This is a genomic window from Ruegeria sp. C10 (assembly GCF_056537805.1).
The window spans coordinates 950,054-976,625 of sequence record NZ_JBQFSC010000002.1 but is presented as its reverse complement, the minus strand read 5'-3'; the positions used below and the strand labels follow the sequence as shown (position 1 = coordinate 976,625).

The 26,572-nt window shown below is 53.4% G+C and carries 22 protein-coding genes; 10 read left to right on the top strand and 12 right to left on the bottom strand.

Annotation, left to right across the window (positions count from 1 at the left end):
- Positions 1-249: 249 nt before the first annotated feature.
- The 3 genes from ACR0DE_RS13190 (at position 250) to ACR0DE_RS13180 (ending at position 4,605) form a co-directional block, all read left to right on the top strand.
- Positions 250-1,845 (top strand): hypothetical protein, encoded by a 1,596-nt coding sequence (locus ACR0DE_RS13190; protein ID WP_480753644.1) that lies wholly within the window; start codon positions 250-252, stop codon positions 1,843-1,845.
- A gap of 109 nt (positions 1,846-1,954) precedes the next feature.
- On the top strand, positions 1,955-3,082 hold the full coding sequence (locus ACR0DE_RS13185) for an AAA family ATPase (protein WP_480753640.1): 1,128 nt from the start codon (positions 1,955-1,957) through the stop codon (positions 3,080-3,082).
- A 416-nt stretch (positions 3,083-3,498) separates the two neighbouring features.
- Positions 3,499-4,605 carry a hypothetical protein gene (locus ACR0DE_RS13180; protein ID WP_480753638.1) on the top strand — a complete coding sequence of 369 codons (1,107 nt, stop codon included), beginning with the start codon at positions 3,499-3,501 and terminating at the stop codon, positions 4,603-4,605.
- Positions 4,606-5,260: 655 nt separating this feature from the next.
- Here ACR0DE_RS13180 and ACR0DE_RS13175 read toward each other — a convergent pair.
- Entirely contained in the window at positions 5,261-6,331 is a 1,071-nt protein-coding gene (locus tag ACR0DE_RS13175; RefSeq protein ID WP_480753635.1) for a hypothetical protein, read from the bottom strand.
- A gap of 145 nt (positions 6,332-6,476) precedes the next feature.
- Positions 6,477-7,427, bottom strand: coding sequence for a hypothetical protein (locus tag ACR0DE_RS13170; RefSeq protein WP_480753632.1), 951 nt, complete (start codon positions 7,425-7,427; stop codon positions 6,477-6,479).
- Positions 7,428-7,967: 540 nt separating this feature from the next.
- On the opposite strand from ACR0DE_RS13170, the gene ACR0DE_RS13165 reads away from it, so the two are divergent.
- Entirely contained in the window at positions 7,968-8,570 is a 603-nt protein-coding gene (locus tag ACR0DE_RS13165) for a recombinase family protein (protein ID WP_480753628.1), read from the top strand.
- A 320-nt stretch (positions 8,571-8,890) separates the two neighbouring features.
- Here ACR0DE_RS13165 and ACR0DE_RS13160 read toward each other — a convergent pair whose 3' ends face one another.
- The 9 genes from ACR0DE_RS13160 to ACR0DE_RS13120 form a co-directional block, all read right to left on the bottom strand.
- The gene (locus tag ACR0DE_RS13160; protein WP_480753626.1) at positions 8,891-10,096 is read right to left on the bottom strand and encodes a DNA cytosine methyltransferase; all 1,206 of its coding nucleotides are present in this window, start codon (positions 10,094-10,096) and stop codon (positions 8,891-8,893) included.
- Positions 10,096-11,265 (bottom strand): HNH endonuclease, encoded by a 1,170-nt coding sequence (locus ACR0DE_RS13155; protein WP_480753622.1) that lies wholly within the window; start codon positions 11,263-11,265, stop codon positions 10,096-10,098. Before ACR0DE_RS13155 ends, ACR0DE_RS13160 begins: the two co-directional genes overlap by 1 nt.
- Before the next feature lie 349 nt (positions 11,266-11,614).
- A complete protein-coding gene (locus ACR0DE_RS13150; RefSeq protein WP_480753619.1) occupies positions 11,615-12,796 on the bottom strand; it encodes a tyrosine-type recombinase/integrase in 1,182 nt (393 codons plus the stop codon).
- Positions 12,797-12,988: 192 nt separating this feature from the next.
- Positions 12,989-13,984, bottom strand: coding sequence for an ABC transporter ATP-binding protein (locus tag ACR0DE_RS13145; protein ID WP_170465481.1), 996 nt, complete (start codon positions 13,982-13,984; stop codon positions 12,989-12,991).
- Positions 13,981-15,015, bottom strand: coding sequence for a Gfo/Idh/MocA family protein (locus tag ACR0DE_RS13140; protein WP_480753617.1), 1,035 nt, complete (start codon positions 15,013-15,015; stop codon positions 13,981-13,983). Before ACR0DE_RS13140 ends, ACR0DE_RS13145 begins: the two co-directional genes overlap by 4 nt.
- The gene (locus ACR0DE_RS13135) at positions 15,012-15,851 is read right to left on the bottom strand and encodes a carbohydrate ABC transporter permease (protein ID WP_170421113.1); all 840 of its coding nucleotides are present in this window, start codon (positions 15,849-15,851) and stop codon (positions 15,012-15,014) included. The genes ACR0DE_RS13140 and ACR0DE_RS13135 overlap by 4 nt, the downstream gene beginning before the upstream one ends.
- 10 nt (positions 15,852-15,861) lie before the next feature.
- Complete coding sequence (locus tag ACR0DE_RS13130) at positions 15,862-16,776, bottom strand: carbohydrate ABC transporter permease (protein ID WP_170421115.1); 915 nt, start codon at positions 16,774-16,776, stop codon at positions 15,862-15,864.
- A gap of 66 nt (positions 16,777-16,842) precedes the next feature.
- Positions 16,843-18,093: an ABC transporter substrate-binding protein gene (locus tag ACR0DE_RS13125; protein ID WP_480753614.1), complete on the bottom strand. Its 1,251-nt coding sequence runs from the start codon at positions 18,091-18,093 to the stop codon at positions 16,843-16,845.
- Complete coding sequence (locus ACR0DE_RS13120; protein ID WP_480753612.1) at positions 18,090-19,013, bottom strand: N-acetylmuramic acid 6-phosphate etherase; 924 nt, start codon at positions 19,011-19,013, stop codon at positions 18,090-18,092. Before ACR0DE_RS13120 ends, ACR0DE_RS13125 begins: the two co-directional genes overlap by 4 nt.
- Before the next feature lie 159 nt (positions 19,014-19,172).
- On the opposite strand from ACR0DE_RS13120, the gene ACR0DE_RS13115 reads away from it, so the two are divergent.
- The 5 genes from ACR0DE_RS13115 (at position 19,173) to ACR0DE_RS13095 (ending at position 25,129) form a co-directional block, all read left to right on the top strand.
- Positions 19,173-20,060, top strand: coding sequence for a glucosamine kinase nucleotide-binding domain-containing protein (locus ACR0DE_RS13115; protein WP_480753610.1), 888 nt, complete (start codon positions 19,173-19,175; stop codon positions 20,058-20,060).
- Complete coding sequence (locus tag ACR0DE_RS13110) at positions 20,047-20,802, top strand: GntR family transcriptional regulator (RefSeq protein WP_170583864.1); 756 nt, start codon at positions 20,047-20,049, stop codon at positions 20,800-20,802. Before ACR0DE_RS13115 ends, ACR0DE_RS13110 begins: the two co-directional genes overlap by 14 nt.
- Before the next feature lie 12 nt (positions 20,803-20,814).
- A complete protein-coding gene (locus tag ACR0DE_RS13105; protein WP_170662214.1) occupies positions 20,815-21,843 on the top strand; it encodes an SIS domain-containing protein in 1,029 nt (342 codons plus the stop codon).
- Positions 21,840-22,973, top strand: a complete 1,134-nt coding sequence (nagA, locus tag ACR0DE_RS13100; protein ID WP_170421123.1) for an N-acetylglucosamine-6-phosphate deacetylase — start codon at positions 21,840-21,842, stop codon at positions 22,971-22,973. Before ACR0DE_RS13105 ends, nagA begins: the two co-directional genes overlap by 4 nt.
- A gap of 155 nt (positions 22,974-23,128) precedes the next feature.
- Entirely contained in the window at positions 23,129-25,129 is a 2,001-nt protein-coding gene (locus ACR0DE_RS13095; RefSeq protein WP_480753605.1) for a tetratricopeptide repeat protein, read from the top strand.
- Position 25,130: 1 nt separating this feature from the next.
- On the opposite strand, the gene ACR0DE_RS13090 is transcribed toward ACR0DE_RS13095, so the two are convergent.
- Complete coding sequence (locus ACR0DE_RS13090; protein WP_170405068.1) at positions 25,131-25,433, bottom strand: DUF6476 family protein; 303 nt, start codon at positions 25,431-25,433, stop codon at positions 25,131-25,133.
- On the opposite strand from ACR0DE_RS13090, the gene ACR0DE_RS13085 reads away from it, so the two are divergent.
- Positions 25,432-26,466: an RluA family pseudouridine synthase gene (locus ACR0DE_RS13085; RefSeq protein ID WP_170405071.1), complete on the top strand. Its 1,035-nt coding sequence runs from the start codon at positions 25,432-25,434 to the stop codon at positions 26,464-26,466. The genes ACR0DE_RS13090 and ACR0DE_RS13085 overlap by 2 nt on opposite strands.
- The last annotated feature ends 106 nt before the right edge of the window (positions 26,467-26,572 follow it).

Sequence of the window (26,572 nt, the reverse complement as noted above, 5' to 3'; positions counted from 1 at the left end):
TTCAAATTCGACCGATCAGAGACCCGGAAGCAGCATGAGTTCCTTTCGGGATTCTAAAAGCGCTCAGTCTTTTTAAAAGTTTTAAACCGAATTTGTGCCATTTGCTTTCTGGCGATCAGAGGTCGTGGCCACATCCCTGAAGTTGGAGTGACACCGCCCCGTTCGCGAGAAATTGCGGTCAGAGGCACAGGTTCAATTTAGCTCATAGCAACACTTGTCCTTTGGCAATTGAACCGAGGGACAAAGGTTGTGAACAAGAACAACGCGGGTAAAGCCCGCGACCAGAGAAGATGTGCGCCACGAAGACGTGATTATCAGGAACCCAAGCTGGATAGCGGGCAGGCAGCGCTTTTTTATTGTCATGAGGTGCCCCCGCCAAAAACGTTGCGCCAAGTAGGAAAGAAAGTCGCTTACCAGGGTGGGTTCCGTCTCGGTTCAGGCTCCGAAAGATACCGAAAAATGTCTTCCGTAGTTGCCGAAATGGCGGCTGAGGTTGGCCAGGATTTGTACAGGCCGGGCAAGAGGAAAGCTGCACAGTTCTTGCTAGGGCTGCCCGACGGTGAATACCTAGGGATCTGTTACCCTGCATTCAAACACGACAAACGTCTGCCGTCCGTTGCTTTGGTGGATACAACTCAAACGGCGGCCAATATTCAGTACCACTATGAAACTAAAGTGAAAGGTCGGGCTCAGTTGGCGGCGCTAACTTTTCCAGCGCTCGAAAAAAGAATTCTAATTCATGACTATGAAGCCGGTGTGGAACTGGCATTCAGGCGCATGAACAAACTCAAAAATGTACTCAAAAAATCTAGCCTGGGCGACTTTGTGTATGTTCAGCTGGAAGCACCATTCCAGCCTGAAACGGATTCCTTCTACCTGCATTTTCATGTTTTCTTGACGTTTGGCCTTGGAGATGTCCATCGACAAAGAGCATTGGCATTCATCAAGGAGAACACGCCGCGGCTGCAAAATAAGGCTGGAATTCATCTAAAACGCATTGCCCATCAGGATGCCGCCCGTTCCATTCGATACGGAACAAAGCCGAGTACGACGGCATTTGAGATTGCCTCGTCCAGAAACAAAAAGGTCTTCAAAGAATATCTGGCGATCTCCAAAGGCCAACGTCTTACCAGGACGGAGGGTTTGCTTAAGTCGACAGTGCAGGAACTAAAGGCGCAAGGGCGACGCACGAAGTTTTTCCAATGCGAAAATACAGGTCGTCTTTCTGTCTGCCTAGTGAAAAAAATTAGACCCCACGAAGCAAAAGCAACTGCACGGGCGGTCCGTAAGGAGGGCATGGAACAGGACACGTTGAGGTCAAAGACCGGGAGCAAGGCAAAAAATGTTTACTGTGGTTGCGGTCGGCCTGTCGCGACACCAGGTGGTCGCATTGTCGCCTTTGGTTACGTGCAGAATTTCTGTGAACGGACTTTCGAGCCAAGTTTAGGTAGGGGTGTCCAAGGCAGTTTGTTTGAAGTCAATCGGATTGCTCGACATGCTTGGGAGACGAACACGGGAAGATCGTTCGATATTAAAGAATTCCTTGCTCCAATTGCGGACGACGTAATGCGATTGCTCCGCGATGCTGAAGTTCAGAGTTACACGGTAATCGTATCGCCAAACGTACTGAAAACGATCCGGGCGATACACAATGAAAGAAGTCATCGATCCAAGAGGCAAAAGGTAGTTCGCCAAAGAACAACTGGTAAGAAAGGTATTATGAAAATGCGATGGCGTTGGCCCGCAAGCGTGGCCCTTGCATTCGATTGGATCACAGGATTCATGAACAGAATTTCTGGCAAAACCATCAGGCCTTCCTCAAGTACTGCTGACAATCAAAATTAGGTTGTCCATTGTACTTCCACCGATCTTACAATATGTTACGCGAATGAACAGAAACCGGATCCGCATTCGTCTGATATGACCAGCAGCTTTGCTGGTCGAAATCTATTGAATGCAGGCGCTGAGTTTCCAAGCAAACTTCCTTGGATTTCCTCACCTGCGACGCTCGCACGAAGGTGTTCATATGCCAAGAATTGTTCCGTTGCTTGCCGATCTAAAGCTGTTCGAAACTGAAGATGAAGATATCGAAAAACGTTTTAGGAAACACTTGGAGGAACTACGGTACTCAAGCTGCAAAGATGTAAACACCGAAGAACCCAAGCGGGTGACTTGGCAAGACACTGACAAGATCCGCCGTCGTGCAAAGAAGATTATCGAAGCCCGCGGCATGTATTCTCAAGGTCAGCATCTCTCCCGAGCTGATAGAAAGATGTTGCGGCCTGTCATGAACGGCGTTGCTGTGGGTGGTCCGTCAACTGAACATCAAGTCGATGAAATCGCGGCAATGCTGTATCACGAGATGCCTTGGATGCAGCAGGTTATCAATGAAATCTGGCTGGACATGCGTCACAACGTCATTGAGCATGGTTCAGGTTTAAGGTTGAGGCCGACGCTTCTAATTGGTGGCGCAGGATTAGGAAAAACGCATCTCGTTCGTCGAATTGCGCAACTCTCTTCTTTGCCGGTGGTTCATATTGATGGGGGAGCAGGATCGGAGGGTTTTGCCGTTGCCGGCTTAAGTCGTGGCTGGGGTGGTGCTGAATGTGGGCGCCCGCTGAAAACGATGCTTTCCTCAAAAGTAGCTAATCCGATTATCGTTATCGATGAAATCGATAAAGCCGGGACCGCTTTCGGTACTAGCGGTCACAGTACGTCAATGCATTCTGCTCTGCTTGGTTTGCTGGAACCTGTGTCATCTTCAAACTGGCATTGCCCATATTTCCAGATTGGAGTTGATATGAGCCGGGTCAACTGGTTGATGACCGCGAATGATGCCAGTGTTCTACCTGGTTTGCTTCGATCTCGTGTACGAAAAATTTATGTCGATCCGCCGAGTGAAGCCCAATTGGCGACATTCATTGAAAAAGAAGTCACCAAGCGGTCTCTACCCGAAGACTGTGTAGATCAGATTCTTCGTGCTGTTCAGAAGCCCGTCGGGTCCAAAGCTGTAAGCGTTCGTTTCGTTGTGAAGCTTCTTGAGGAGGTTCAAAGGTTTGTGACCTTGCCTCTGAAACATTAGCTACTCAACGCTACGTCATGGCAGCAATGCATCGTTCTCTAGACGTCGCATCTGATGCTTTGACACTGCTCGTTCAGGGGGCCTACCGATTATTGTGCATAGTATGAGTTTGGATTAGCGTACCACGCCCTTCGCAAATTCATAGAGTACCGCATCGCGAGAATGACGCGGATGGTTTCAACCCTACCGTTAAACGGCGGTTCACTTGGATAACGTCGCCTGATATGCGCAAAGGCTATAGGTGAAACGTAAGCAGACAAATTCGAGCAGGGTTAAACATGATTGTACGTACATCATTTCGTTGCACTACTTGCGGCCAAAACCACACCGTTCGGATAGGGGTCGGCCATGAGACGCACCAAAAACACACTTTTCATTGTTGCGGGTGTTCAGAGGAACTGACCGTTGGATTGCGCGTGGTCAAACCTGAAGGAAGCCCGATTCCTCAGTTTGTTGGTGAGCCAATAGAAAATGTAGAACTGTCAGAAGAGGATGCAGACTCGCCGATTGTGAATGTCGATGCGAATTTTCTAATCCCCTTGGAAGAAAGGCATAAAGACATGTCTTTTCCGAGGCTTTGGCAAATGCAGGAAATGATGAAGGTTGCTAAGGAAAACGACTCGCTCGTATCCTTCAAGGATTTCCCCAAAAACTGGCAGAACTCTAGACCTTACCGACCACATGACTACGCCGAGGAGTGGAAGCTTCTGAAGAAAGCTTGGAACCTCCACCGAAACGGGCACGCAAAGCTCAGTAACAGAAAGATCGAAGAGGGGTCGGCGGAGTTCTATGCGAACGATCCGCTTAAAAGTATTCAGGACTGGCTTTGGCGTTTTTGTTTGTTTTTTAGCCAACCAGCATTCGAGGAGCCATTTCGTGATGCGTTCAATGTCGTGCAGGACAATCGCGAAAAACCCGAGTTTGAAGCGTTCTTCAAGGACTACGAGGAAAATTTGGCCTCCAACCGTGTGGATTTGTATCTTGCGATAATCCGAGAGTTTTTTCTGGCCTACGACGACTTCTCCCAAGTGATTTTTCGCGTAAAGAAAGGTATAGAAATTGATGTGGGCGCTGGCGTAACCTCCGCGCAGTTTGATAAGACGAAAATGTTTTACGGCAATGCGTTTGAGACTTTCTCGTCTCTTGTAGATATTCTGGCATACTTGAACAACGTTGCTTCTGGACGACCCTTCGACCAGTTTCAAACTTTGACCAGGAAAAAATACCTCGAACTAGACAAATCCAGCAGGTTTAACCCGTTTGCTGACAATCCAGCTCTTGCTAACGTCTGCCTGGAGCGAGACAATCAATTGAGAAATGCTTCGCATCATGCATCGATCAGGCTCGTCACCCCAAACAATAGAATAGTCTATCGGTCAGGAAAAGGTGGCACAGGCCCGGAGCAGGAGTTGGGCTATGCCGCTTACCTTGCGAAGTGCTCAATGCTATTTCTTCAGATTATAAACCTCTTTCGTTTCGAGATCATGCTCTTCGAGGTGCATGGAAAGCGATTTCCAGCTTAGGGAACATGCTGGGTGCATTAATATTCCCATCGGGCAAGAGAAACCCAGCCGACCCGCCGGAGGCAATCTGGGCCTCTCCAATGTCTCACCTGATTGGAGCAGCAGGCACGGGCCGTACGCAGTCGTTTGGTGGATCGTTTCCTGGCAAAACTTTTAGCTTCGTAAGCGCCGGTCCTGTTTTAGGCGGGTGCCCCTGCCCATCGCTGAATTCACCTTCTTTACCCGTGGCCTTGAGGGGGTCTTTAACTCTCGGAAGGTTCGGGAATCCCGTAGCCTTTAAATTCAGGTAGGGTTTTTGCAAACGAAGCAAAGACAGGTTGGAATTTCTTGAGGAGCGAACGCACACCTATCTATCGCCCGCCTTGACGGTGGTTCGTCAACCGCGTCGCTTGCGTTTGGTCAGCACAGAGATACGCAAGACCTGTCGATTTTGTCCCCGCGTGCCTTTTGCTTAGTAACCAGCGGCAGAGCTAAAACGTTCTTAAGAGGAGCTGGAAGACTTCTCTTCATTGAACACAACAAAGGAATGCAAAATGGCAAAAGGAAAAGGTCAAGGTAACGCAGGTGGCTGGCCGGCGACCACCGGAAATCCGTCTGGCGGAGGACGTTCAAACAACCCCCCAGGTGGCGGCAAGAGTAAGTAATCCAACCGTGATTACAGCATAACGAGTTGAGTTTTTTCGGAAGGGGTGCAGCTGTTGGGTTGCACCCCTCTTTCAAAATCCTGAAAGTCGTGGATCAAATCTTCGTATTCGAAACCAGCTGTGAGAGCAGTCTGTTCCCAATATTTCCAATCTTGCCTCATTCTGATTGCAAAGCAGCAGAAGGCTGAAATCAAAAACAAACATGATCGAATATAACTGTTGGTCGCGTTCCTATGCTCGGGGCTAACTGAAGCGAGCTTTGGGTTTTCGCTGTGATCGACCAGTTCTATGTATTGAACAAAGGTATCAATGAACGGGCTCCCGTTCCTTTCAGTAAATGTTTTTATTCGATCTATGGGGGTGGCTTCCCACATCGTCGACTTGTCAGGCCATTGACTGTTTTTGAGGAGATAGTTTTCTACAAATATGGTTTTGACCTGTGACGGATTTTCCTGAATGGACACGTCACTGAGCATTCGCCTTTGTTGGGTTACCTTTTGCAGGACGTAGCCAAGCGTAAGGAACTCGCAAGGGTGAAGTACAGGAAACGGGATAGATTTCCATACTTCAAAGGCAGCAGGAGATCTGAAAGCCTGATATGTGCGCGAGTTCAGTATTCTAGAAGGTGCCGCAATTTTCAGATCCCATTTAGTTTCTTGGTCATAGTAGAGCTTTTTTCGCAGAACCCAAGAGATGTATTCCAGTTTCCTGAATTCAATCAACGCCTTGAGATTTGACCTTGTCTTTGGGAGTCCTCCCGCGATTTCACCAGCGGCAAGCTGTCCTGAAATGATCGCGATATCCCGCCAATCGGACGATGACTTAATGCGATCTCGAAATTCTACCAATGGTGCGGATCTATCGCCAAATCTCTTTACGAACTTTCCTATGTGCTTCTCTGACAAAGCCGCTGTGAGTTGGCCTGCCTGAAACTTGTCCCTGAGAACTTTCTGGGTCCGGGAAATGTACCGTTTGTCGGCCGCGTTACCCCCTTTCCCTTCAATCCGCTTGCCCGGTGAAAACCACTTAGTGGTGTCCATCTTCAGTATTTCTGCAAATGCGTCAGGAGCAGGAATAAACATTTATGTGCTCAGTGTTTTACGAAGTGGGTGAGAGCACTGATGGCAGAGCTAGCTTGGGAAGTCACCCCAATCCAAAAGCCAAATAATGAAATGAGCTGCTTCTGAGTAGTGTTCAATCAGAGTGGAAACCTGTCAGATTCAGCGATCAACTTTTACTTGCTGTCCTGCGAGCTATACGCAGCATCGCAGACGTTAGTACCGACCAGAACAAGCCAACAAGGGCCGACAAAAGTCCAACGAGACCCAAAATCACCGATATGGCTTCGTCGGACCATTTCATTGTAGAGCGAATGAACTTGTTTTTTCCCAATACTTCCAGTGCGCCAACCGTCTTTCCTTTTAACGCTTCTGAAGCTCGGGATATTGGTACGAGATCTTCTATTCCATCCACCCGTTTAACTGCGTAAATCGCGTCGACGGTGCTCATGCTGCCGCTGATCTTGCCGATATACGAAACCATCTCGACCGTTTCATTTAACACCGCCGGTTTTATCAGTGCACGAAGGTCTTCAATGCTTCTGACACTTGTCACCTGGCTCCACTCAACCCCGTCTTCAAAGGAGCGGACGAACTGCTTTCTGATACTTGTGGGCAAAGCACCTACTGAGTTCATAAGTTTTGCCATCCCAGCGCCTGCCTTGATTGAAAGCGATGTGCCCGCGGAAGGGTAAGCGGCTGCGACCGCTGTAAGCCCAACCACCGACAGAATGACGTCGACCTCATCCACGTCTTGGCCCTTAGAGTAGGCGTACCCTCCCTTCACAATACCGCTGACATCCCCGATTGGTGTGAGAGCCACGGGCACTTGGCAAAACAAAACCGCGGACAGTTCGCACTGCGCAGAATCCAAAGCGCATTTCAAGCATTTTCCAGATGTCTTGAAAAACCCAGAGTCTTCGGATGCCGCTGCTCGGATTTGCTCTTTTGTGGCTTCCTTCAGCTCGATGTTTTTTTCTTCTGCCACTCCTTGCAGAGCTTTAATTGCGATCCAGTCTCTTGGTGTTTCGCTCAATCTGGCGCTTAGCCTTTGCTCGATTAGTTCCGGTGAAGCCGCTTTGGACAACGCTTCTTCGTATTTTAATCGCAACTCATCCAACCCGCGCTCTACTAAAAGGGTAGACGCTGGATTATTCACGATTTGCCAAATGTTCAGCGCCGTAAGAGTAAGGGAGCCCACAAGCAAAGCGGAAAGAAATAGTTTTAGTAGCCTCTTTGATCTCAACAAAAAGCCTGCCTCAATTGCTTTTCCAAAGATTCAATCAGGGTTGTATGTATGACTACCTCGCCACGATGATTGCGAAGAAGTGCCCTTTTCATGTTTTTTTCCGCCAAAGATGCCGCGAACGGGAAATCGACGCAGAGCCAAAAGTATATGGGCACGCACGGTAGCTCAAATTCCACCTAGGCTGATTTACTTCAAGGGTGCGATTGTCGTCTCAGACCTGAGAGCAGCCTCGGCTAGTATGTGGCCTGACTGCAACCGCTGATGGTCCTGGTTGTCAAAGTTAAGTGGACCCTTAGGCAACAGGCCGAGCAATCAAAAAAAACGGAGCAAAGTGTCCAGCTAGGGTTACATTCAATCCAATTTAACAATTTCCAGCTAAGTTCTAGATGAAAAATGAACAAAGGAATTATTATGAGCAGAAAGATCGGCTATCGCCGCGTCAGTTCGAGCGAACAAAATCTCGCGCGTCAAGACTTGAGCTACTGTGATCGCGTTTTCGAGGAGAAGCAGTCGGGTAGTTCCACGAAACGTACCGAACTAGCCAAGATGTTGGATTTCCTGTGGGTGGGCGACGAAGTCCATGTTTGGTCAATCGATAGGTTAGCTAGGTCAATGTCTGATCTTTTAGATATTGTTCAGGCGATCAGAAAGGCCGGGGCAAGCGTTCACTTTACCAGCGAAAGATTGAATTTCTCTGGGAATCCAGACGTAGACGATGCCACGGCAACTTTGCAACTGCACATGCTGGGCGCGTTTGCCGAATTTGAGAGGTCGATTATTCGAAAGCGTCAAAAGGAAGGCATTGCAAAAGCAAAAGCCGCAGGTAAATACAAAGGAAGAAAGCCGTCGGTTAACAGAGAAGACGTTCGCAGACGTCTAGAGCTAATGTTGCCTGTTTCTCAGATTGCACGAGAAATGCAGGTTTCACGATCTACCATCTATTCGATTGCGAAGGAGCTTGGGTTTCAAGCGCAGCCAGGCATGTTGTCTCCGTCGAGGGTGCAACGACTTTAGGTTGGCTAAAACCAGATCAAACGTAGTTTGGAATCCTACGTAAAGACACTGTGAGGCTGAGGATCACTAGGTTGATTCTAGCAGTTGCGTCGCTCTGACTTTCCCATCCTCGGCCTAACATAAATCACGAGCTGACGAAGCTGGCTAGAAGTTTGATCGTCGGTGGTGGGCAAATCGAAGCATGTTTGAGGAAACCTCGCCCTAAGAATTTAGAATGTCTCCATACTAGCATCGCTTTCTAGCCGTCTACTGTTCTTGTTTTCAGGTCGAAGCAATAGCCCATTTTTGGGGTGAAGATGGCTTTAGACTGCGCGCAATTATCAGAAGAATGCCTTAGCAATTTGAGTTGCCAAAGTTGCCGCAAGCACAGGCGGGACTGCATTCCCGACCTGGGTAAACTGGCGGGCCGTCGGACCGATAAACTTGTAGTTGTCTGGGAATGTTTGCAATCTAGCGCATTCACGAACGCTTAAGGTTCGAGGGATTTCAGGATGCAGATGAGATCTACCGCCCCCGTTCGTGCCGCCCGCAATTACAGTTTTAGAAGGACGTGTAGGGGTCAGCCTGTCCACTCGCCCCAATTGGTCTCGTTTCCCGTAGTCGAGAACCCGATACCTTGCAACAGAACCAACGAAGTGCTTCCGGGTTTCATGGTTTTCTGTGCCTTCAGCAGGTAGGTGTGACAACACACTACCGCATCCGATATGCTCCCGCTTTTGGGGCATCTCAAAAAGTCCAAGCTTTCGTGAACCTACGACGAACATTCGATGGCGGTATTGCGGAATTCCATAGTCAGCAGCGTCCCACACCTCGGGTTCCTCAACATTGTAACCTTCCTTCTGAAGTGCGCGGATAGCCTCTCCCAACTGCTTTCCATCATCCAGATCTCGAAGGCCAGGAACATTTTCAATGACAAAGGCCGCTGGTTTGAAGTGAATAACGAGATCAACAAAATCAAACAATAAGTTCCCGTTTTGCTGATGTTCAAAGCCGACGCGCTTGAAATTTTCACCAGACTTAGAGAATCTTTGGTTTGCAGCAATCGAGAATGGCTGACATGGTGGTCCCCCGACAAAAACACCTTCGAATGGTGACGAGATCAAAGGCGCGAGTTGTTCGACGATTTCCGCTGTTTTTGACACATCTCCGTTGTAGTGGGGGGGGCCAAAGACGTTCCACTTCGGTCGGTTCACTCTGAGTGTTTTGCAGAAGATTTCGTTGAACTCGAATGCTGCTTGGTTGTCGAATCCAACAGCTTCAAATCCAAGATCCATGCCACCGCAGCCGGTGAAGAACGAAACTAAGGGGATGCCCCGACCAATTTTCTTGAAGGACTTCAAGCTCGGCGGTTTGGAACCAGTCCACGACAGAGCACGGCTTTTCTCATAGACGAGATCGTCGATTGTCCAACCACGCTTAGCCATAAGGTCGGCGATATTCTCACGCTCGTGGGAAGATGCCATGAGAGCAGATTGTTCTGAATAAAGCGCTTCTTGAGACAGAAATTCTGGGTTTTCTTTGAGCATTACTTCTCCGCCTCATGTAGTGATTTGGCCTTTTCATAGACCATTCTTGCTTCGTCTGAATCCGCGAAATCTTTCTTGCCCGCTTCTTTCAGCCAGCCGTCATAGAACCGATGAACCGCTCTGTGGCATGTTGGGCACAGAGCCACAAGGTCATCCAGAAGTGTTCCGGATTTCGAAGTTCTCGCACCAGAACAAAGCGGCAACAAATGATGAATGTCAAGCACTCTTTCAACCCATGGGTAAGCTTGATTTGTGTTCAGTGCACACATGTCGCAGGTAGCTGTAGGGTTTGCCTTGAAGAACTCTTTGCGAAGCTTGCCGTTTCGTTCGATGACTAGGTGTGTCTTGCGAATCTTTTTACCTTCGGAGAATTCTATATCGTCGGTGAAGCCTGCATCTGCGACATCGCTTAGCACGGTAGAGTCGTAGTTGAGTTCCAGCTCATCAATCGCAGATTGGAACAAAGATGTTAGCCTGAAGACCTCGTCGGCGCCGTCGGGTAATGGGGTTCCGCCTATCAAGGAAAGCTGTTCAAATATGTTGAGCGCATCCTGCGGATTTAACGATACCGTTATGGTGCGCTTATCCAAGGACAAGTAGGATATCTGGGCGATGACTTGGATACTCTCGGCTGCTTGGCGAGGAACGGAAGTCATGTCGTGGTCTGCTTTGACCAATTTGATGTATGCAGATTGGTCTTCATCTCCAACAAAGCCAGACTTTTCGTATGAGCCTGCAATCTGAGAGATATCGGTTGTATCAAACCCTAAAGCGCAACGCGCCAGCAAAAACTTTAAGGAAAATAGCAAAGGATAACGAAGCGCAGCGGTACTGTCCCACCCCTGTAGAGCGGGGGAGGGATCCGTTGTCGCTTCCGCCAGGAAATGAAAGTACTCATCAGTTGTGATTGAGCCATCAGAAGCAAGAAGTTTTGCAATTGGGGTCGCTTCTGAACCGGATCCTTTCTGAGCACAAATCATGGAAAGACGGAAGACGCGGCTGTAATTTCGCCAAGGATGGTAATGCTCGGGTAGAAACGGTAATCCAGTCGCGGGTACAAGTGTGTCACGCCCGGCTTGCCGCAGATCGTTTTTGAGTGCAAAACGGGCAATTTTTTTCAAATTGTCGAATTGGAAATAGTCGAGCCGCCCTTGATCCCAGTTCCACATATTGTTGCCTGATTTACCTTGCACACTTCTGATTGTGTGCACCTTAGCAACATTCTACGAACAGAATCCATCAGTTTGTGTGTCCGCTGCGAATGATAGCGATGCCCGGTTGCATCGAAGCGGCTATACAAATCGGAAAAGTTGGGCCGTGTGCCGAAAGCTACACTTCGACAAGCCAGCCATCAGCACATTTCCGCTCTGCCAGAAGAACTGAACAAGCATTTCAATGGCGTTTTCGAAAGACCGTTGCCCTCTAGCCTCCACGTATGTGTGGAGTTGGCCGCGCTTTCGAATTGCCCATAACGTTGTGTTCAGTTAGCAGATCTTGAATCAGGAATTGACGGGCGATTCAGCCTGCACTACCGATCACAAAACTTGACCATTCGGTTGTCAGTCTTCGCCGAGGCTCTAGTAAATCTGATCTCTGGTAAGACCGCTCTGTCTTGTTTCCAACTTTGTGAGCAAGGCAGGATTCCGAAATCGCTTCAAGCCCCGGACGATTTTCACGCTGCCAGTCTTTGAAACTGCTTCGAAAACCGTGAGGTCGGCCTGGTTCTCCTAGGCCATCAAGTGCCTTTAGGAGAGCATTCCCATGAACCGGTTTATTCCGGTGCCCTGGAAATAGGAAACCGTTTTTTCGTCGTTTCTTGCATTCCTCTACAATACGCAGCGCCTCAGGTGACAAAGGAACGCGAAAGTCCTGCGCTTGGGTCTCCGGATTTTTCATGCGCTCCGCCGGCACGGTCCAAACGTTACCTTCAATCTCGTCAAACTTTGCTCCACAAACACTGTCAGCCCGTTGTGCAGTCAGGATCAATAACCTCTGGGCAAGATGGCTCGACGTCGGCTTATTCAAACGGAGGTACAAGGCGGGCACGTCCTGCCAAGTTGTGGCTTCGATGTTTTCAGTCTTATGATTGACAATTGGGAGACGGCCTACCGCTTTATTCACGATGAGAGGGTCTACTTTGGCGCCTTGATCCAAGCAGAAGTTCAATACCATTCTGGTTCTTTGAACTACTTTGTCGGCGGTCGGTTTGTGGTTTTTCCAAATTGGTTTCAACACTTGGATGATGTCATGGATGTTTAACGAGGAAACACGCCGCTTTCCCAATTTTGGAATTACATGCGTGTCCAATGGAGAGCGCCACCTACCGGCAACCCCACCGTTCTTCAATTTGGCCGCATTGTGTTGGAGGCAGTTTGACACAGCGTCTACGAAAATCGGATCAAAAGCACTCTGTTCGATTTTCTTTTGTGCTAATTCTTCTTCTCTAACGTCAATTGGATCAAAACCATTGTTCTTGACGCTTTCCCAATGGTCACGCGCCACGCGGGCACCAGCCAAACTAACGCTGGGATAGGGCCCCAATCCCATATCTCTTCTTTTGCTAAAACGGCTGTAGCGGTAGATCCATTTCCCGGAGCTTCGGGATGTCTTTTCAAGTTGCAGACCGCCACCATCGTATAGGGTTCCAGCTTCAAAGTTCTTTACCTTTGACGCACTTAGTTTGTTTCTTGCTCTACTCATTTCCTTACCTTTGGCCCCACAATTAGCCCCACATTTGACTTGCGTTTCTCTGCATCAGCATGCGGCGACTGGCAACGGTGCCTCTGGTAAGTTGTTGAATATAAATTGTTCGTGCCTCAGCCTGCAACGCTCTGCTGCACACAGTGTGTCTTCTCGACCGCACCAACATCCTGAAATCGTTACCCGAAATTGTCAGGTGAGACGGGCGCCCTGTTGGTTGAAGCGATAGGTTCGATCCTGGGCGTAGCCGAAATGGACGGATTCACCAGCGTTGACCTGATGCTGGCCGAACAGGCGCGCGGTGATCTGGTGGTCTTGCATCATCGCGATCACGTTTGTGTCTCCGCCCAGATGCTCAACATGTGTCACGTTCGCGGTCAGGGGGCCTTCGTCGGATAAATACAGATCCTCTGGGCGGATACCCAACGTTGTGTCTGCGCTGTCGCCGATCACGCTGGCGGGGAAGAAATTCATCGACGGAGCGCCAAGGAAACCCGCGACGAACTGGTTGGCGGGGTTATTATATAGCTCCATCGGGCTGCCAACCTGTTCAACGCGCCCGTCGCGCAGGACGACGATCTTGTCAGCGAGCGTCATCGCCTCGGTCTGGTCGTGGGTGACGTAGATCATCGATGCATCGAGCTGCTGATGCAGATTGGCGATTTCCAGTCGCGTATTCATACGCAGGGCGGCGTCCAGATTGGATAAGGGTTCGTCAAACAGAAACAGTTTGGGTTCTCGCACGATGGCGCGACCGATGGCGACTCGTTGGCGCTGGCCGCCTGACAGTTCTGAGGGGTAACGGTCGATATAGGGCTCAAGGTTCAGCATCTTGCTGGCCTTGGCGACGCGTTCCTCAATGACCTGCTTGCTCTGGCCTTCCTGTTTCAGTGCCAGCGACATGTTCTTACGCACATTCAGGTGGGGATAGAGTGCATAGCTTTGGAACACCATCGCGATGCCGCGTTTCGAGGGCGGAGTAAGGTTCATCAGCTCTCCACCGATACGCACCTCGCCCGAAGTCACATCCTCAAGCCCTGCGATCACGCGCAAGAGGGTGGATTTACCGCAACCCGAGGGGCCGACGAAAACGACGAACTCGCCATCTTCCACTTCGATGTTGATATCCTTAAGGACTTCGACTGTTCCGAAGGCCTTGTTCACGTTTGTAAGCGTCAGGGCGGTCATTTTCGTGCCTCTTTCAGCGAAATAGGTTGGCCAGTGCGGATGCTTTCATCGGCAGCTAGACAGATGGCCAGCGATTGCACGGCGTCGTTCATATGGCGGGTCAGGTCGATGTCCTCGGCGATGGCGCGCAGCATATAGGCTTGTTCGGCATTGCAGAGCTCCTGATGGCCGGGTTCATCGGGCATGTCGATTGCCTGGTCGCCGTCGGGGCGATGGACTAGAAGGCCGCCAACCTTGGTGTGTCCGTCGATATCGGCGGATGCGCCCTTGTTGCCATCGGTGATCGAGACCGAGCCGTTGGGCGACACGATGTCTTTCACGAAGAACGCGGTTTCGGACATCATCGGGCCCCAACCGGCCTCATACCAGCCGACCGAGCCATCCTCGAAGACCACCTGAAACTGGCCGTAGTTGTACATGTCTTCGGCGATCTCATCGCTTAGGCGAAGGCCCATGCCGTGGACTCGCACGGGGTCGGAGTCAGTGATCTGACACATCACGTCGACATAATGCACACCGCAATCGACGATGGGCGAGGTGGTCTGCATCAGAGCTTTGTGTGTTTCCCACTCGGCCCCGCTGCTTTGTTGGTTGAGATTCAGCCGGAACACGTAGGGCCCGCCCAGGTCGCGCGCCTCGGAAATAAGGCGCATCCATGAAGGGTGATGGCGCAGGATGTAGCCGATGACCAGTTTGCGTTTGGTTTCAATGGCTTTCGCGACGACTCGTTTGGCATCTGCCACAGTGGTCGCTAGCGGCTTTTCGACAAATACATGCGCCCCGGCCTCCATCGCCGCGCAGGCGAAATCGGCGTGGCTGTCGGAGTAGGTCGCCACGACCACCAGATCGGGCTTGGTCTCGGCCAGAGCGGTGTGAAACTCAGAATAGGCTGGATAGCCTGTCAGGCCAGGATGATCCACGCGGCCAGACCGGTTCACCAGCCCCACGACTTCAGCGTCCGGGTGCTGATGGTGCGCCAAAGCGTGGCTCAGCCCCATATTACCAAGGCCAGCGATCAGAACTTTGGTCATTTGACAGCTCCTGAAGTAATGCCGCGGATCAGCTGGCGCGAGAAGATGACATAGAGCACCAGCACCGGCAGGATCGCCATGCTGAGCGCCGACAGAACCGCGTTCCAGTCGGTGACGAACTGGCCGATAAAGACCTGGCTGCCCAGCGTCAGTGTTTTGGTTTCCTCGGCCGGGGCAAGGATCAGCGGGAACCAGAGGTCGTTCCAGATGGGGATCATGTTGAACACGGCCACGGTCGCCATGGCGGGGCGGACCAGCGGTAGGACCAATCGGAAGAATATGGTGTATTCGGACAGCCCATCGACGCGGCCTGCGTTCTTCAGATCGTCCGAGACTTGCCGCATGAATTCAGACAGGATGAACACCGCCAGCGGCAGACCTTGCGCGGTATAGACAAGGATCAGGGCCCAAAGGGTGTTCACCAAACCGGTTGCCACCATCATCTCAAGTATCGCCACGGTGCCGATGCGGATCGGGATCATAATCCCAAGCGCCAGATAGAGGCCCATCAGAGTGTTGCCCTTGAATTTGTATTCGCTCAGGGCAAAGGCGGCCATGGCGCCGAACAGCAGAACGAAGGCCAGCGACACCACGGTCACGATCAGCGAGTTTTGGAAATAAAGGAAGAAATCCCCTTGTTTCATAACCGTCTGGTAACCGATGAGAGAAAAGCTTTCGGCATCGGGCATGGCGAGCGGCTCGCGGAAGATCGAGCGTCGGGTTTTGAAGCTGTTGATGATGATCACGAAGACCGGGAACAGGGCGATCAGGGTATAGAGGATCAGCGCCCCGTGCATGGCAGCCGTGTTCAGCGGGTTATGGCGTGCTTTGTTCATGCGTTCACCCTCACAGCTGATACCGGCGCATCCGGGTCTGGATGCCGAAGAGGTAGATGCAGACACCCACGAGAATGATGGCGAACATGGCGCCTGCGATAGCGGAGCCCATATGCGGGTCGCCCAGTTGCAGTTGGAAGCCGAAGAACGTGCGGTACATGAAGGTACCTAGGATGTCGGTCGAGAAATCCGGCCCCGCCAGCGCGCCCTGCGAGACGTAGATCAGGTCGAACGCGTTGAAATTGCCGACGAATGTCAGGATCGAGATGATGCCAATCGAGGGAATGATCAACGGCAGCTTGATCTTCCAGAACGCCGAAGCACCGGTGATGCCGTCTATTTCTCCGGCTTCAAGGATCTCTTCGGGGATCGACAGTAGGGCGGCGTAGATCAACATCATCGGGATGCCGACGAATTGCCAGACCGAGACAAGTGCCAGTGTTGTCAGCGCGTATTCTTCCTTGCCCAGCCATGGTGCAAACAGCGACTTCAGACCAATGGCGTCCAGCATTGAAGGTGCGATGCCCCAAAGCGGGGACAATATCAGCTTCCACGCGAAACCGACGATCACAAAGCTCAGAATGGTCGGAATGAAGATCGCGGACCGATAGAGCGCGGCAAACCGCAAGCGTGGATGCGACAAAAGCGCGGCCAAAGCGATACCGATGGGGTTCTGAACCAGCATGTGGATCAGGAAGAACCAGAAGTTGTTGCCCAAAGCGTTCCAGAACTGCTCGGACCAGATCGGATCGAAGAACAGGGTGCGGAAATTCTGCAAGCCCACGTAGATACGTGTCTGATCAACCTCGGTGAACAGTGCGAGGCGCAGTGTGTTGAACAAGGGGAAGATCATCACTGCCGTGTAGACCAGCACCGCAGGGGCGAGGAAAACGGCAATGTGCCAGCGTATGCGGCGGGTCTGCATGGGAATCTCCGGGGGAAAGGTCCGGACGCGACGCGGTAGCCGCGTCCGGTGTGAGTGGCCTAGGTGTTACTGATGCGGTGCGTACCAGCTGGCCAGACCGTCTTGCAGTTGCTGACCCAGCGCTTCGGGTGTCTCGGCACCCTTGATGGCTGCAACGGATGCACCCCAAGTCTCGTTTTCGAGGTTCGGTGTGCCGCGCGACAGGATTTGGTAGGTCGAGCGGATCGTGCTTTCGCACTCATCCCGCCAACCGACGATTTCCCTGGCCAGTGGGTCTTCCAACTCGACCGGAGTGCTGGACAGCGGGAAGAAGCCGGGTAGGGCGTTACCGAAGATGCTGGCGAATTCCGGGCTTGCGACCCAAGCCAGGAAAGTGCGCGCAGCTTCTTGGTTTTCGCTCGCCGCGTTCATGCCTATGCCGATATCGGTGTGGTCCGAAATATAGCAGGTATCGCCCGCGTTCTGGACCGGTGGCTTAAAGGCGCCCATTTCGAAATCGGCCTGCGTGTTGAAGCCCGAGATTTCCCAGCTGCCTGCTGGATAGACCGCTGCACGACCCAGGGTGAACAGGTTCTGGCTGTCGGGATAGGTCTGTGCCTCATACCCGTCGCCGAGGTAGTCCGCCCACTTGGCCAGTGTCGCATACGGGGCGACCCACTGGGGGTCGGTCAGCTTCTGCTCGCCCTTGATCAGCGCCTGACGGCCTTCTTCACCTTTCCAGTAGTTCGGGCCGATATTGTTATAGCCCATCGTTGCGGCTTCCCACTGGTCATTGGTGCCCATCGCCATCGGGATATAGGTACCGTCTTCCTTGATCTTATCGAGGGCGGCAAAGAACTCAGCTTCGGTAGTTGGAACTTCGATGCCCAACTCATTGAACGCATCTTTGTTGTAGATGAAGCCGTGAATCACTGACGCCATCGGGACGCAGAAACTGGCCGAACCGTCATCGGTTTGCCACGCAGATTTGGCCACGTCCGAGAAGTTTCCCATGGCCTCAAGATCAGACAGATCGGTCAGGTGCCCCGACTCGTATAGCGCAAGCGAGGCATCAAACGGACGGCAGGTAATCAGATCGCCAGCCGAACCGGCCTCGAGCTTCGAGTTCAAGACAGCGTTGTATTCTGCCGGTGCTGAGGGCGAGAAGATCACTTTGATGCCGGGATTCTCGGCCTCGAACGCCGGAATGATCTTTTCCTGCCACAACGCCAGATCGTCGTTTCGCCAACTTTCGATGGTCAAAGTGGCCTCTTGCGCATAGGCGCTTGTGACCAGCGCCGTGCTCATCAAGGCAAGGCTAAGAACTTTGCGTGTCATTTGATATCTCCCAGGTTGATGGTTTCTTGGTTTTGTTTCATCCGCTCCAGCGCAGGGCGGAGGTGATCGTCGGTGTTGCTTAGCATTGCTTGCGCCGCGTCCAGGGACCCTGCGCCTACAGCCAAAAGGGCCGCGCATTTGAGGTTGCCCTCCGCCGCAGTCAACGCCTTTGTAGCCTGCGCGGAGGAAACACCGGTCAACTGACAGACGATCCCGTTGGCTCGGGCGCGTAGCTTGTCATTGTCAGCGCGCAAATTGATCATCATGCCGTCCTGAATATGCCCCAGCTCCATCGCCATCAGCGTCGAAAGCATGTTCAGTGCTATTTTCTGCGCTGTACCAGCACCCATGCGGGTAGAGCCCGAGATCAGTTCAGGTGGTGTGGAAAGCAGGATTGGATGGTCAGAAAGCTGCAACAGTTCGGTGCCCCCGTTATTGGTAATGCCGATAACTGTGGCGCCTCTGTCCCGCGCGATCCGCGCTGCTGCGGTTGTGTACGGTGTGGTTCCGCTGGCCGAGACGGTGATCAAGGTGTCTTTGGTGGAAAGATCGGCCAGTTCACGGGCAAGGCCGTCGGTGGCATCTTCGACATCTCCCGGCATCTCAACCCCTGAGGGCAATCCACCTGCCATGTGGATGCGAATCTGGCGGGCTGGTATCGAAAAAGTTCCCCCCAGTTCCAGCGCATCCGAGGCGGCCATCAAGCCGGAAGAGCCTGCCGCCAAATAGCGCAAAACCCCGCCCGATCGGATGGATTGCGCCATAGCTTTTGCGCCTGCGCAGAGGGTGGGCAGCGACGAAAGCGGGGCAGCGGCAGCGTCGGCTTGCGAGCGGGCCAGCAGCTCGGCCACTTCAGTCAGCGGTCGGGCGTCAAGTCCGATCGCGTCTTGATGCAGCTGTTCGGTAACTGGCTTGGTCACGTGATTCTCCCCCGAGATTTTGAATATCATACCTTTTAGATACCATTAGTCTACCATTTTATTTTTACGCCCACTATTTTCAAGATTTAGACAACTATTACTGCATTATTGTGGAATTTGGTCTTCAAAATTAGAAATAGGTATTATAAAGGTATCTCCATGAGTCGCCCTTCTGATACCATTGTGCTGGCCGCTGATGGCGGTGGAACACGCTGCCGTCTTGCTGTTTCAGACGGCTCTGCGGTTCAGTGTGTCGAGGTTGGTGCGTCAAATGTATCAACCGATTTTGACGCAGCCTGCGCTGAGTTGATGCACGGAATTGCTGCTTTGGCCCGACGTGCCGGACTAGAGGCAACTCAAATCGCTCGTGCGCCAGCCTACTTGGGGCTGGCCGGTATCACGGGGCGCGCGCTGGCTGATCGGCTGGCAGAAAAGCTGCCATTTGACCATGTTCTGATTGAAGATGACAGGCCCGCCGCATTACGTGGTGCGTTGGGCTCGAAAGACGGTTTCGTAGCGCATTGCGGAACGGGTTCTTTTCTGGCGGTCCAGAATGGGGATTGCAGGTCATTTGCCGGGGGCTGGGGACCTGTTCTCGGGGATCAGGCCTCGGCGCAATGGGTTGGGCGGCGGGCTTTGGCCTGTACGCTTGACTTTGTGGACGCTCTGAAGCCTGCGTCTGAATTGGCGGACAGCCTGTTGTCGCGTTTTGATGGCGCTGCTGGGATTGTCAGGACCGCCTCCAAGATGTCGCCTACCGAGTTCGGAGCGCTGGCGCCTGTTGTCACGCAACACGCAAAGCAAGGAGATGCACTTGCGCTGTCGATCATGGAGGATAGTGCACAATATCTGACAGATCAGATGTTGGCGATGGGCTGGATGCCCGGCCTTTCGATCTGCCTGACCGGCGGCATCGGCCCGCAATACGCGGAATTTCTTCCCGCACAGATGCAACAGGAATTGGCCGACCCGCTGGGCGATCCGTTGACCGGTGCCATCGCGTTGGCCCACGCCTTTCAAAAGGAGACCCGACATGAGCGTTGCTGACTTCTTGCGGCCCGAGGGTTGGCTGGGTCAGACTGCCGGTCCGCGTTACGTGCAGTTGCGGCAGCGGCTGGAGCAGGGGATCGAAGAGGGTATTCTGGCCCCGAACAGTTCACTCCCGCCCGAGCGCGAGATTGCCGAACTGACGGACCTGTCGCGGGTGACGGTCCGTAAGGCCATTCAGGAACTTGTGCGCAAGGGCGCGATCGAACAGCGGCAGGGCTCGGGGTCTTTCGTGCGCCAACCCGTTGCGCGGGTTGAGCAGTCGCTGTCGCACCTGACTTCGTTCACCGAAGACATGGAGCGGCGGGGTTTTGAAACGACCTCAACCTGGTTGGAGCGCGGAATATTCCTGCCGTCACCTGATGAGATGCTGGCGCTGGGCCTATCGGCGAGTGATCAGGTCGCCCGCATTCATCGTCTGCGCGCGGCTGGCGGGCGACCGATGGCGCTGGAACGCGCGGCGTTGCCGCTGGATATATTACCTAACCCGACTGAGGTTACCGGATCGCTCTATGCCTTTCTCGAACACTCGGGCAATCGCCCGGTGCGTGCGATCCAGAAAATCTCGGCCATCAATCTCGAAGCAACCGAGGCTGGCTTGCTTGATGTTGCAGAAGGTACGGCGGGGCTGCGCATTCAGCGGACCTCATACCTAGAAAGCGGGCGCGTTGCTGAACTGACCCGATCCATCTATCACGGCGATGCCTACGATTTCGTAGCAGAGCTGCGTCTGTCAACCTGAAAGGCGGGGCTCATGTCCAGCGATACAACTCAAATGCGGCAGGAAATCAATGAGATACCTTTTGCCGTTGATCGGCTTCTCACTGATGGTGCCACGGCGATTACAAAGACGGCCAGCGCGATCCGCGCGCACGATCCCGGCTTCCTGATTTCGGTTGCGCGAGGTTCGTCGGACCATGCTTGCAGCTATCTGAAATACGCTTCGGAACTGCTGCTGGGCCTGCCCATGGCCTCGGTTGGGCCGAGCGTGAAATCGATCTACGGGGTCGATATGCGATGCCCCGGTGCGCTGTGTATTTCGGTATCCCAATCGGGTCAAAGCCCCGACATCGTACAGCTGACGAAGTCCCTGACAGAAGGCGGCGCGTATTCGGTGGCGATCACGAACGATACCACGTCTGCACTGGCCCAGAACGCCACCTCGGCTCTGCCCATCCTTGCAGGCCCCGAGCTTAGCGTGGCTGCCACCAAGACTTTCGTCACCTCTCTGGTCGCCGGGCTTTGGCTGTTGGCCGAGGTAAAGGGTGATGACACTTTGCTGGCTGCAATTCACAAATTGCCGGAAGATTTATCGCGGGCGATCACCTGCGATTGGAGCGCGGTGGTCGAGGCAGTCGATGGACAATCCCTGTTCACGTTGGGACGTGGGATGTCCTGGGCAATTTCGAATGAGGCGGCGCTGAAATTCAAGGAAACCTGCCAGATTCATGCGGAAAGCTATTCCTCGGCCGAAGTTCTGCATGGCCCAGTTTCGATCGTGGATCAGGGCTTTCCGGTGATTGCGTTCTCGTCCGGAGACGCGGCTGAGGCCAACATCGCCGAAGTCGCCGATGCGCTCGCAGCTAAGGGCGCAAAAGTCTTCGCAACGACCAATCAGGTGTCTGATGCCGTGAGGCTACCACATGTCCGCACCACGCACTGGATGACAGATCCGGTAGCCTCAATCGCTTCGTTCTACGGTATGGTCGAAACTGTGGCCACGCGCCGGGGCATCAATCCCGATGCACCGCGTCACCTGCGGAAAGTGACGGAGACGGTATGACCGATGCGACGATCACCTTCGCGGGCGGGCTTATCTTTGATGGTAAAACCCTGAAGGACGGCCACGCCGCCCGTTTCGTCGGCGGGCTGCTCGACAGTATTTTGCCCGAAGCCGAGTTGCCTTCGGATGAGATGGTTCAGGATCTGTCGGGCGATATTTTAAGCCCCGGCTATGTAGATTTGCAGGTGAATGGCGGCGGAGGCGTCATGTTCAACGACGATCCATCGGTCGAGACATTACAGCGTATTGCGGCGGCTCATCGCAAGCTTGGCGCGACGTCGATCCTTCCGACGCTGATCACGGACACGCCCGAAAAGACAACGGCTGCCATTTCTGCTGCTTCTCAGGCCATTCAGCGCGGAGTTCAGGGGATTGTCGGCTTGCATCTTGAGGGGCCGCATCTCTCGGTGCGACGCAAGGGCGCGCATGACGGCGGGCTGATCCGCCGGATGCAGGACGCTGATCTTGCACAGCTGATAGAAGCGGCAGGGGCGTTGCCTGCATTGATGGTCACGCTTGCGCCTGAAAGTGTCACGATTGCTCAGGTCGAAACGCTCAGCAAGGCGGGGGTCATCGTGTCGTTGGGGCACAGTGATGCCGAGTTTCAAACCTGCGTGGCTTACGCACAGGCGGGCGCGCACTGCGCCACCCATTTGTTTAACGCGATGAGTCAGTTGGGCAACCGCGAACCGGGGCTGGTTGGCGCAGTCTTGTCCAGCGGTGCGATGTCTGCCGGGTTGATAGCGGATGCAATCCATGTTCACCCGCAGACGATGCGCGCCGCCTTTGCAGCTAAACAGGGGCCGGGGCATCTGTTTCTGGTGAGCGACGCGATGGCCGTTGCTGGAACGGATCTGCGGGAATTCAAGCTGGAAGGGCGTGTCATCCAACGTGAAAACAGCAGGCTGACCTTACCGGATGGAACCCTGGCCGGGGCCGATCTGAACCTGACCACCGCGCTGCGCGTGTTGACAACGGATGTCGGCGTTTCACTGACGGACGCCTTGGCAGCGGCCACACGCATTCCGGCGGATATCATTTCCCAGCGCTCAATCGCGCGCCTGAACTTGATCTCGCAGGCCATTCGCATTTCTCCGGACTTGTCGCAGGCCCGTCCGGCGGTTGCTTAACCTCGCATTGCAACAAATTGCGAAACACCGCGTTTTTCGCATCTCGCCTCAACTGTAGCGGTTGTGTAAGACCTTAGGCGAACGTGGTTTGGGAATGTCTGTATGTATCAGATAATTGGAATAGTTGGCAGGGCATTGACCACCCGGATCGCGCAATGATCCAAACGCGTGGCGTTTTCATTGGTCAGCGTACGGATTGTTTGGGCGCGCGCCTGCTGATGATCCTGACCTGTATCCGTCTGGCCGAAGACTTTGGGACAGACTACCGGGTGAACTGGTTCCCGCAAGGCGCCGATGCGCCGGAGTTGGATCATCCCGAGGAGTTATTCACCAAAGACTGGATGGATGCGCATTTCCTTGATCAGGCAGAGTTCGACACGATAAGCGCGACCGCTCTGCCAATTTGGGCCTTCCAACACGATCCATCGCCCGAGCGGCTGATCGACCATTTGGCGTCTGGCCGTTCGGTTCTGGTCGAAGAAGCGAGCGAGATACTGGTCTTCCCGTGGGAAGATATCGAAACCATCCGTCCCCGCTATCGCGATTTCATACATAGCGTTGGATTTGTGGATGAGGTTCGTCAGATCATGGATCGCGCGGATCAGAAGCTCTCGGGGCAGGGGGTTTCGGCTTACCACATTCGGCGCGGAGAAATCCTGAACGGATTACCATGGAAGCATTCGATCTGGCCCGCCAAGATCGAACCTGACGAGTTTTACGAGGCCCATCTGGAGAAATCCAAAGGCCAGACGGTGATCATGTTTTCGGATCAGCCAGAGGTGATAGACCGTTTCAAGCAACGGTTTCCGGAGCTCATGCAGATGTCGGATATCGCTGATCTGTCGGCTCTGACCCGGGCGCAGCGGGACTTTCTTGAGCTTTTTGCGATGTCACGGGCGGATCAGGTGATCGCGCCACACATATCTGGCTTTTCGATGGCTGCAGCCCGGATTTCGGGGCAGCAGCGTAAAGTGTTCCGCGATGTATTGTCCAAGGATGAGATGCAGGCGGCCAATGCGCGGTTCATCGAACGGGTTGCGAAGGGGCCATCGGCCTTTCTGAATCCCTCAGAGGCGGCGCATATCTATTCAAAGGCGGTGCAATATCTGTCAGCGCAGGATCGCTGCGAAGAGGCGTATGATAATGCGAAACCTATTCTGGACGCCGGGGCCGACAACGCCTTTATGCCACTTCTGCAATCCCTGAACTGTTTTTACCTGTCGAAGTGGCAGGAAAGCGAGGCACTTGCCAAAGAGGGATTGCAGAACCCGCATCTCTGGCCCGAAGACTATTCTGTTTTGTGCGCCTTGCGTGGCGCTGTTCTCGGCATGCAAGGCAAGCGTGATGCGGCGACACACCATTTTGCAAAAGCGTTCTGGTCCAAGTCGTTACGACCGGATATTGTGGTTCTGGGGTCCAGAATGCTCTACCGTGCTCAACTCGCGCTTAGGCTGATGCCGCCTGTGGACTGGTCATTGCAAAAGGTCGTTCGGCAACGCCGGTTTGCACCGTTCAATAACCTGTATCTGGTTCAGCGTAAGGTTGTCGTCAGGCGTCCTTGCAACTTCGATTTCATACTCTTGGATTGGGCCGAGTTGGCGCTGGATCAACGCGCAAGTCGTATCTTTGATCACCAACAAAGATTGGAAGCGCTTTCTACCTCACTCGATGAGATTCACGACGTACCAGCAGACGACCCGCGATTGTTGGGCGCGAGGGTGATACTACAGAGGCATCTGGGGGAATTGTCAGGGGCCCACGCCATTGATAAAACCCGCCAGATCGTAGCTGAAGTGCCGGAAAGTGCCTTGTACCAAAAGCGGCTGTCCGAACTTTTCGAAGCAGAAGGCGATACCGTAGCTGCCCATCGAGCGATGTCAGAGGCGCTGGCTTGTGACCCGGAAAGCCCGTTTCTCATGTTCGCCATGGGTCGCTTGCTTGAGCGGACGGGCAAGATCGGGCAGGGCGAGAAGCTTATTCTGAAAGCTGCCGATCTTGATGACGTGACCGTCGTTATTCAGGGCATGGCGGGCCAGATACACATGCGGCGCGGGAACAAGAACAAGGCAAGCCCCTATCTTGAGAAAGCGCGCGACCTGTATCCGCCCCACAAGCGGTTTACCAATCAACTGAATCGACTTTCGGGTCAGGCGTAAACTAGTTCAGCGTAACCTCTTGGCGCAGTTTTCCGGTCGTCCTGTCGAAGATCAGAATGCGATTATCGTCGGTCACGATCGCATACCAGTTGTTGCCTATAGTCACGGCCTGGGCCTTTGCACCATCCGGCAGGTCTATCTGATCCGGCAGAGTCGGAGTTCGGTCCGATAGGCGGATGACAATCAAGGCGAATGTCACTAGAACCCCGCCAATCATTACCGCGGTCAACAGCATGACCATGCGCCGCAGCAGTCGAAGCTGCGGTGTTTCCTGCGGTTCCTGAGGTTCGGAAGGGACAGTCATGGGCACCCGCCTGATAGAGTTTCATATCGCGGCCGCTCCGCCGCCCCGCCTTGATAAGGCGCTTGCGCGGGATGTGCCAGCGGAAGAGAACCTGTCGCGCACCCGGCTGGCCCGACTGATCAATGAGGGTGCCGTCACCGTTGATGGCGTCGCCGTAGAAGACCCCAAAGCTAAGATAACCGAAGGCGCGCAGATTGGAATCACCGTGGCCGAAGCCGAAGGTAGTCATATCGGCGCTGAGGATATCCCACTTGAAGTCGTCTATGAGGACGACGATCTGATCGTGATCAACAAACCAGCAGGGATGGTCGTGCATCCGGCGCCGGGCTCGCCGAACGGTACGCTAGTCAATGCGCTGCTGCATCATTGCGGGGATGATCTCTCGGGTGTTGGGGGCGTCAAGCGCCCGGGCATCGTGCACCGGATCGACAAGGAAACCAGCGGGTTGCTGGTTGTGGCGAAATCGGATGCGGCGCATCACGGGCTGGCTGCCCAGTTCGAGGCGCATAGCGTCGAGCGCTACTATCGCGCGATCTGCTATGGTGTGCCGGATGCCAATGACCCTCGGTTGCGTGGGATCAAGGGTGTTAGCTTTGAGCCGGGCAACATCATGCGTCTGACGACACAGCTGGCACGGCACAAGACCGATCGACAAAAGCAGGCTGTGTTGTTTCACGGTGGGCGCCATGCGGTAACGCGCGCACGGATTGTCGAGGTTTTTGGAACGCCGGGCAGCCTCTCTCTGATCGAATGCTGGCTTGAGACGGGCCGAACGCATCAAATCCGTGTCCATATGGCCCATGCCGGCCACGGGCTTGTCGGAGACCCGGTTTACGGCGGAAAGCGCAAACTGGCCGCGCGGGCATTCACGCCCGAAACCGCCGAGGCGGTGCAGGCTTTCCCCCGCCAAGCTCTGCACGCAGCAGTGTTAGGCTTCGAACACCCGGTTTCGGGCCAGGCATTACGTTTTGAAGCCCCGCTGCCGCAGGATATGGCAGACCTGCTGGAAAATCTCAGAAAACCACTGAAATAAACTGCAAAGGCTTGTGAAAAAGGCCTTTTCAGCTTTCCTTTACATAGGGTTAATCCCAGACTGTTAACAGATCCTCTTGAATGTATCGGGTCTGGTACCCATATCC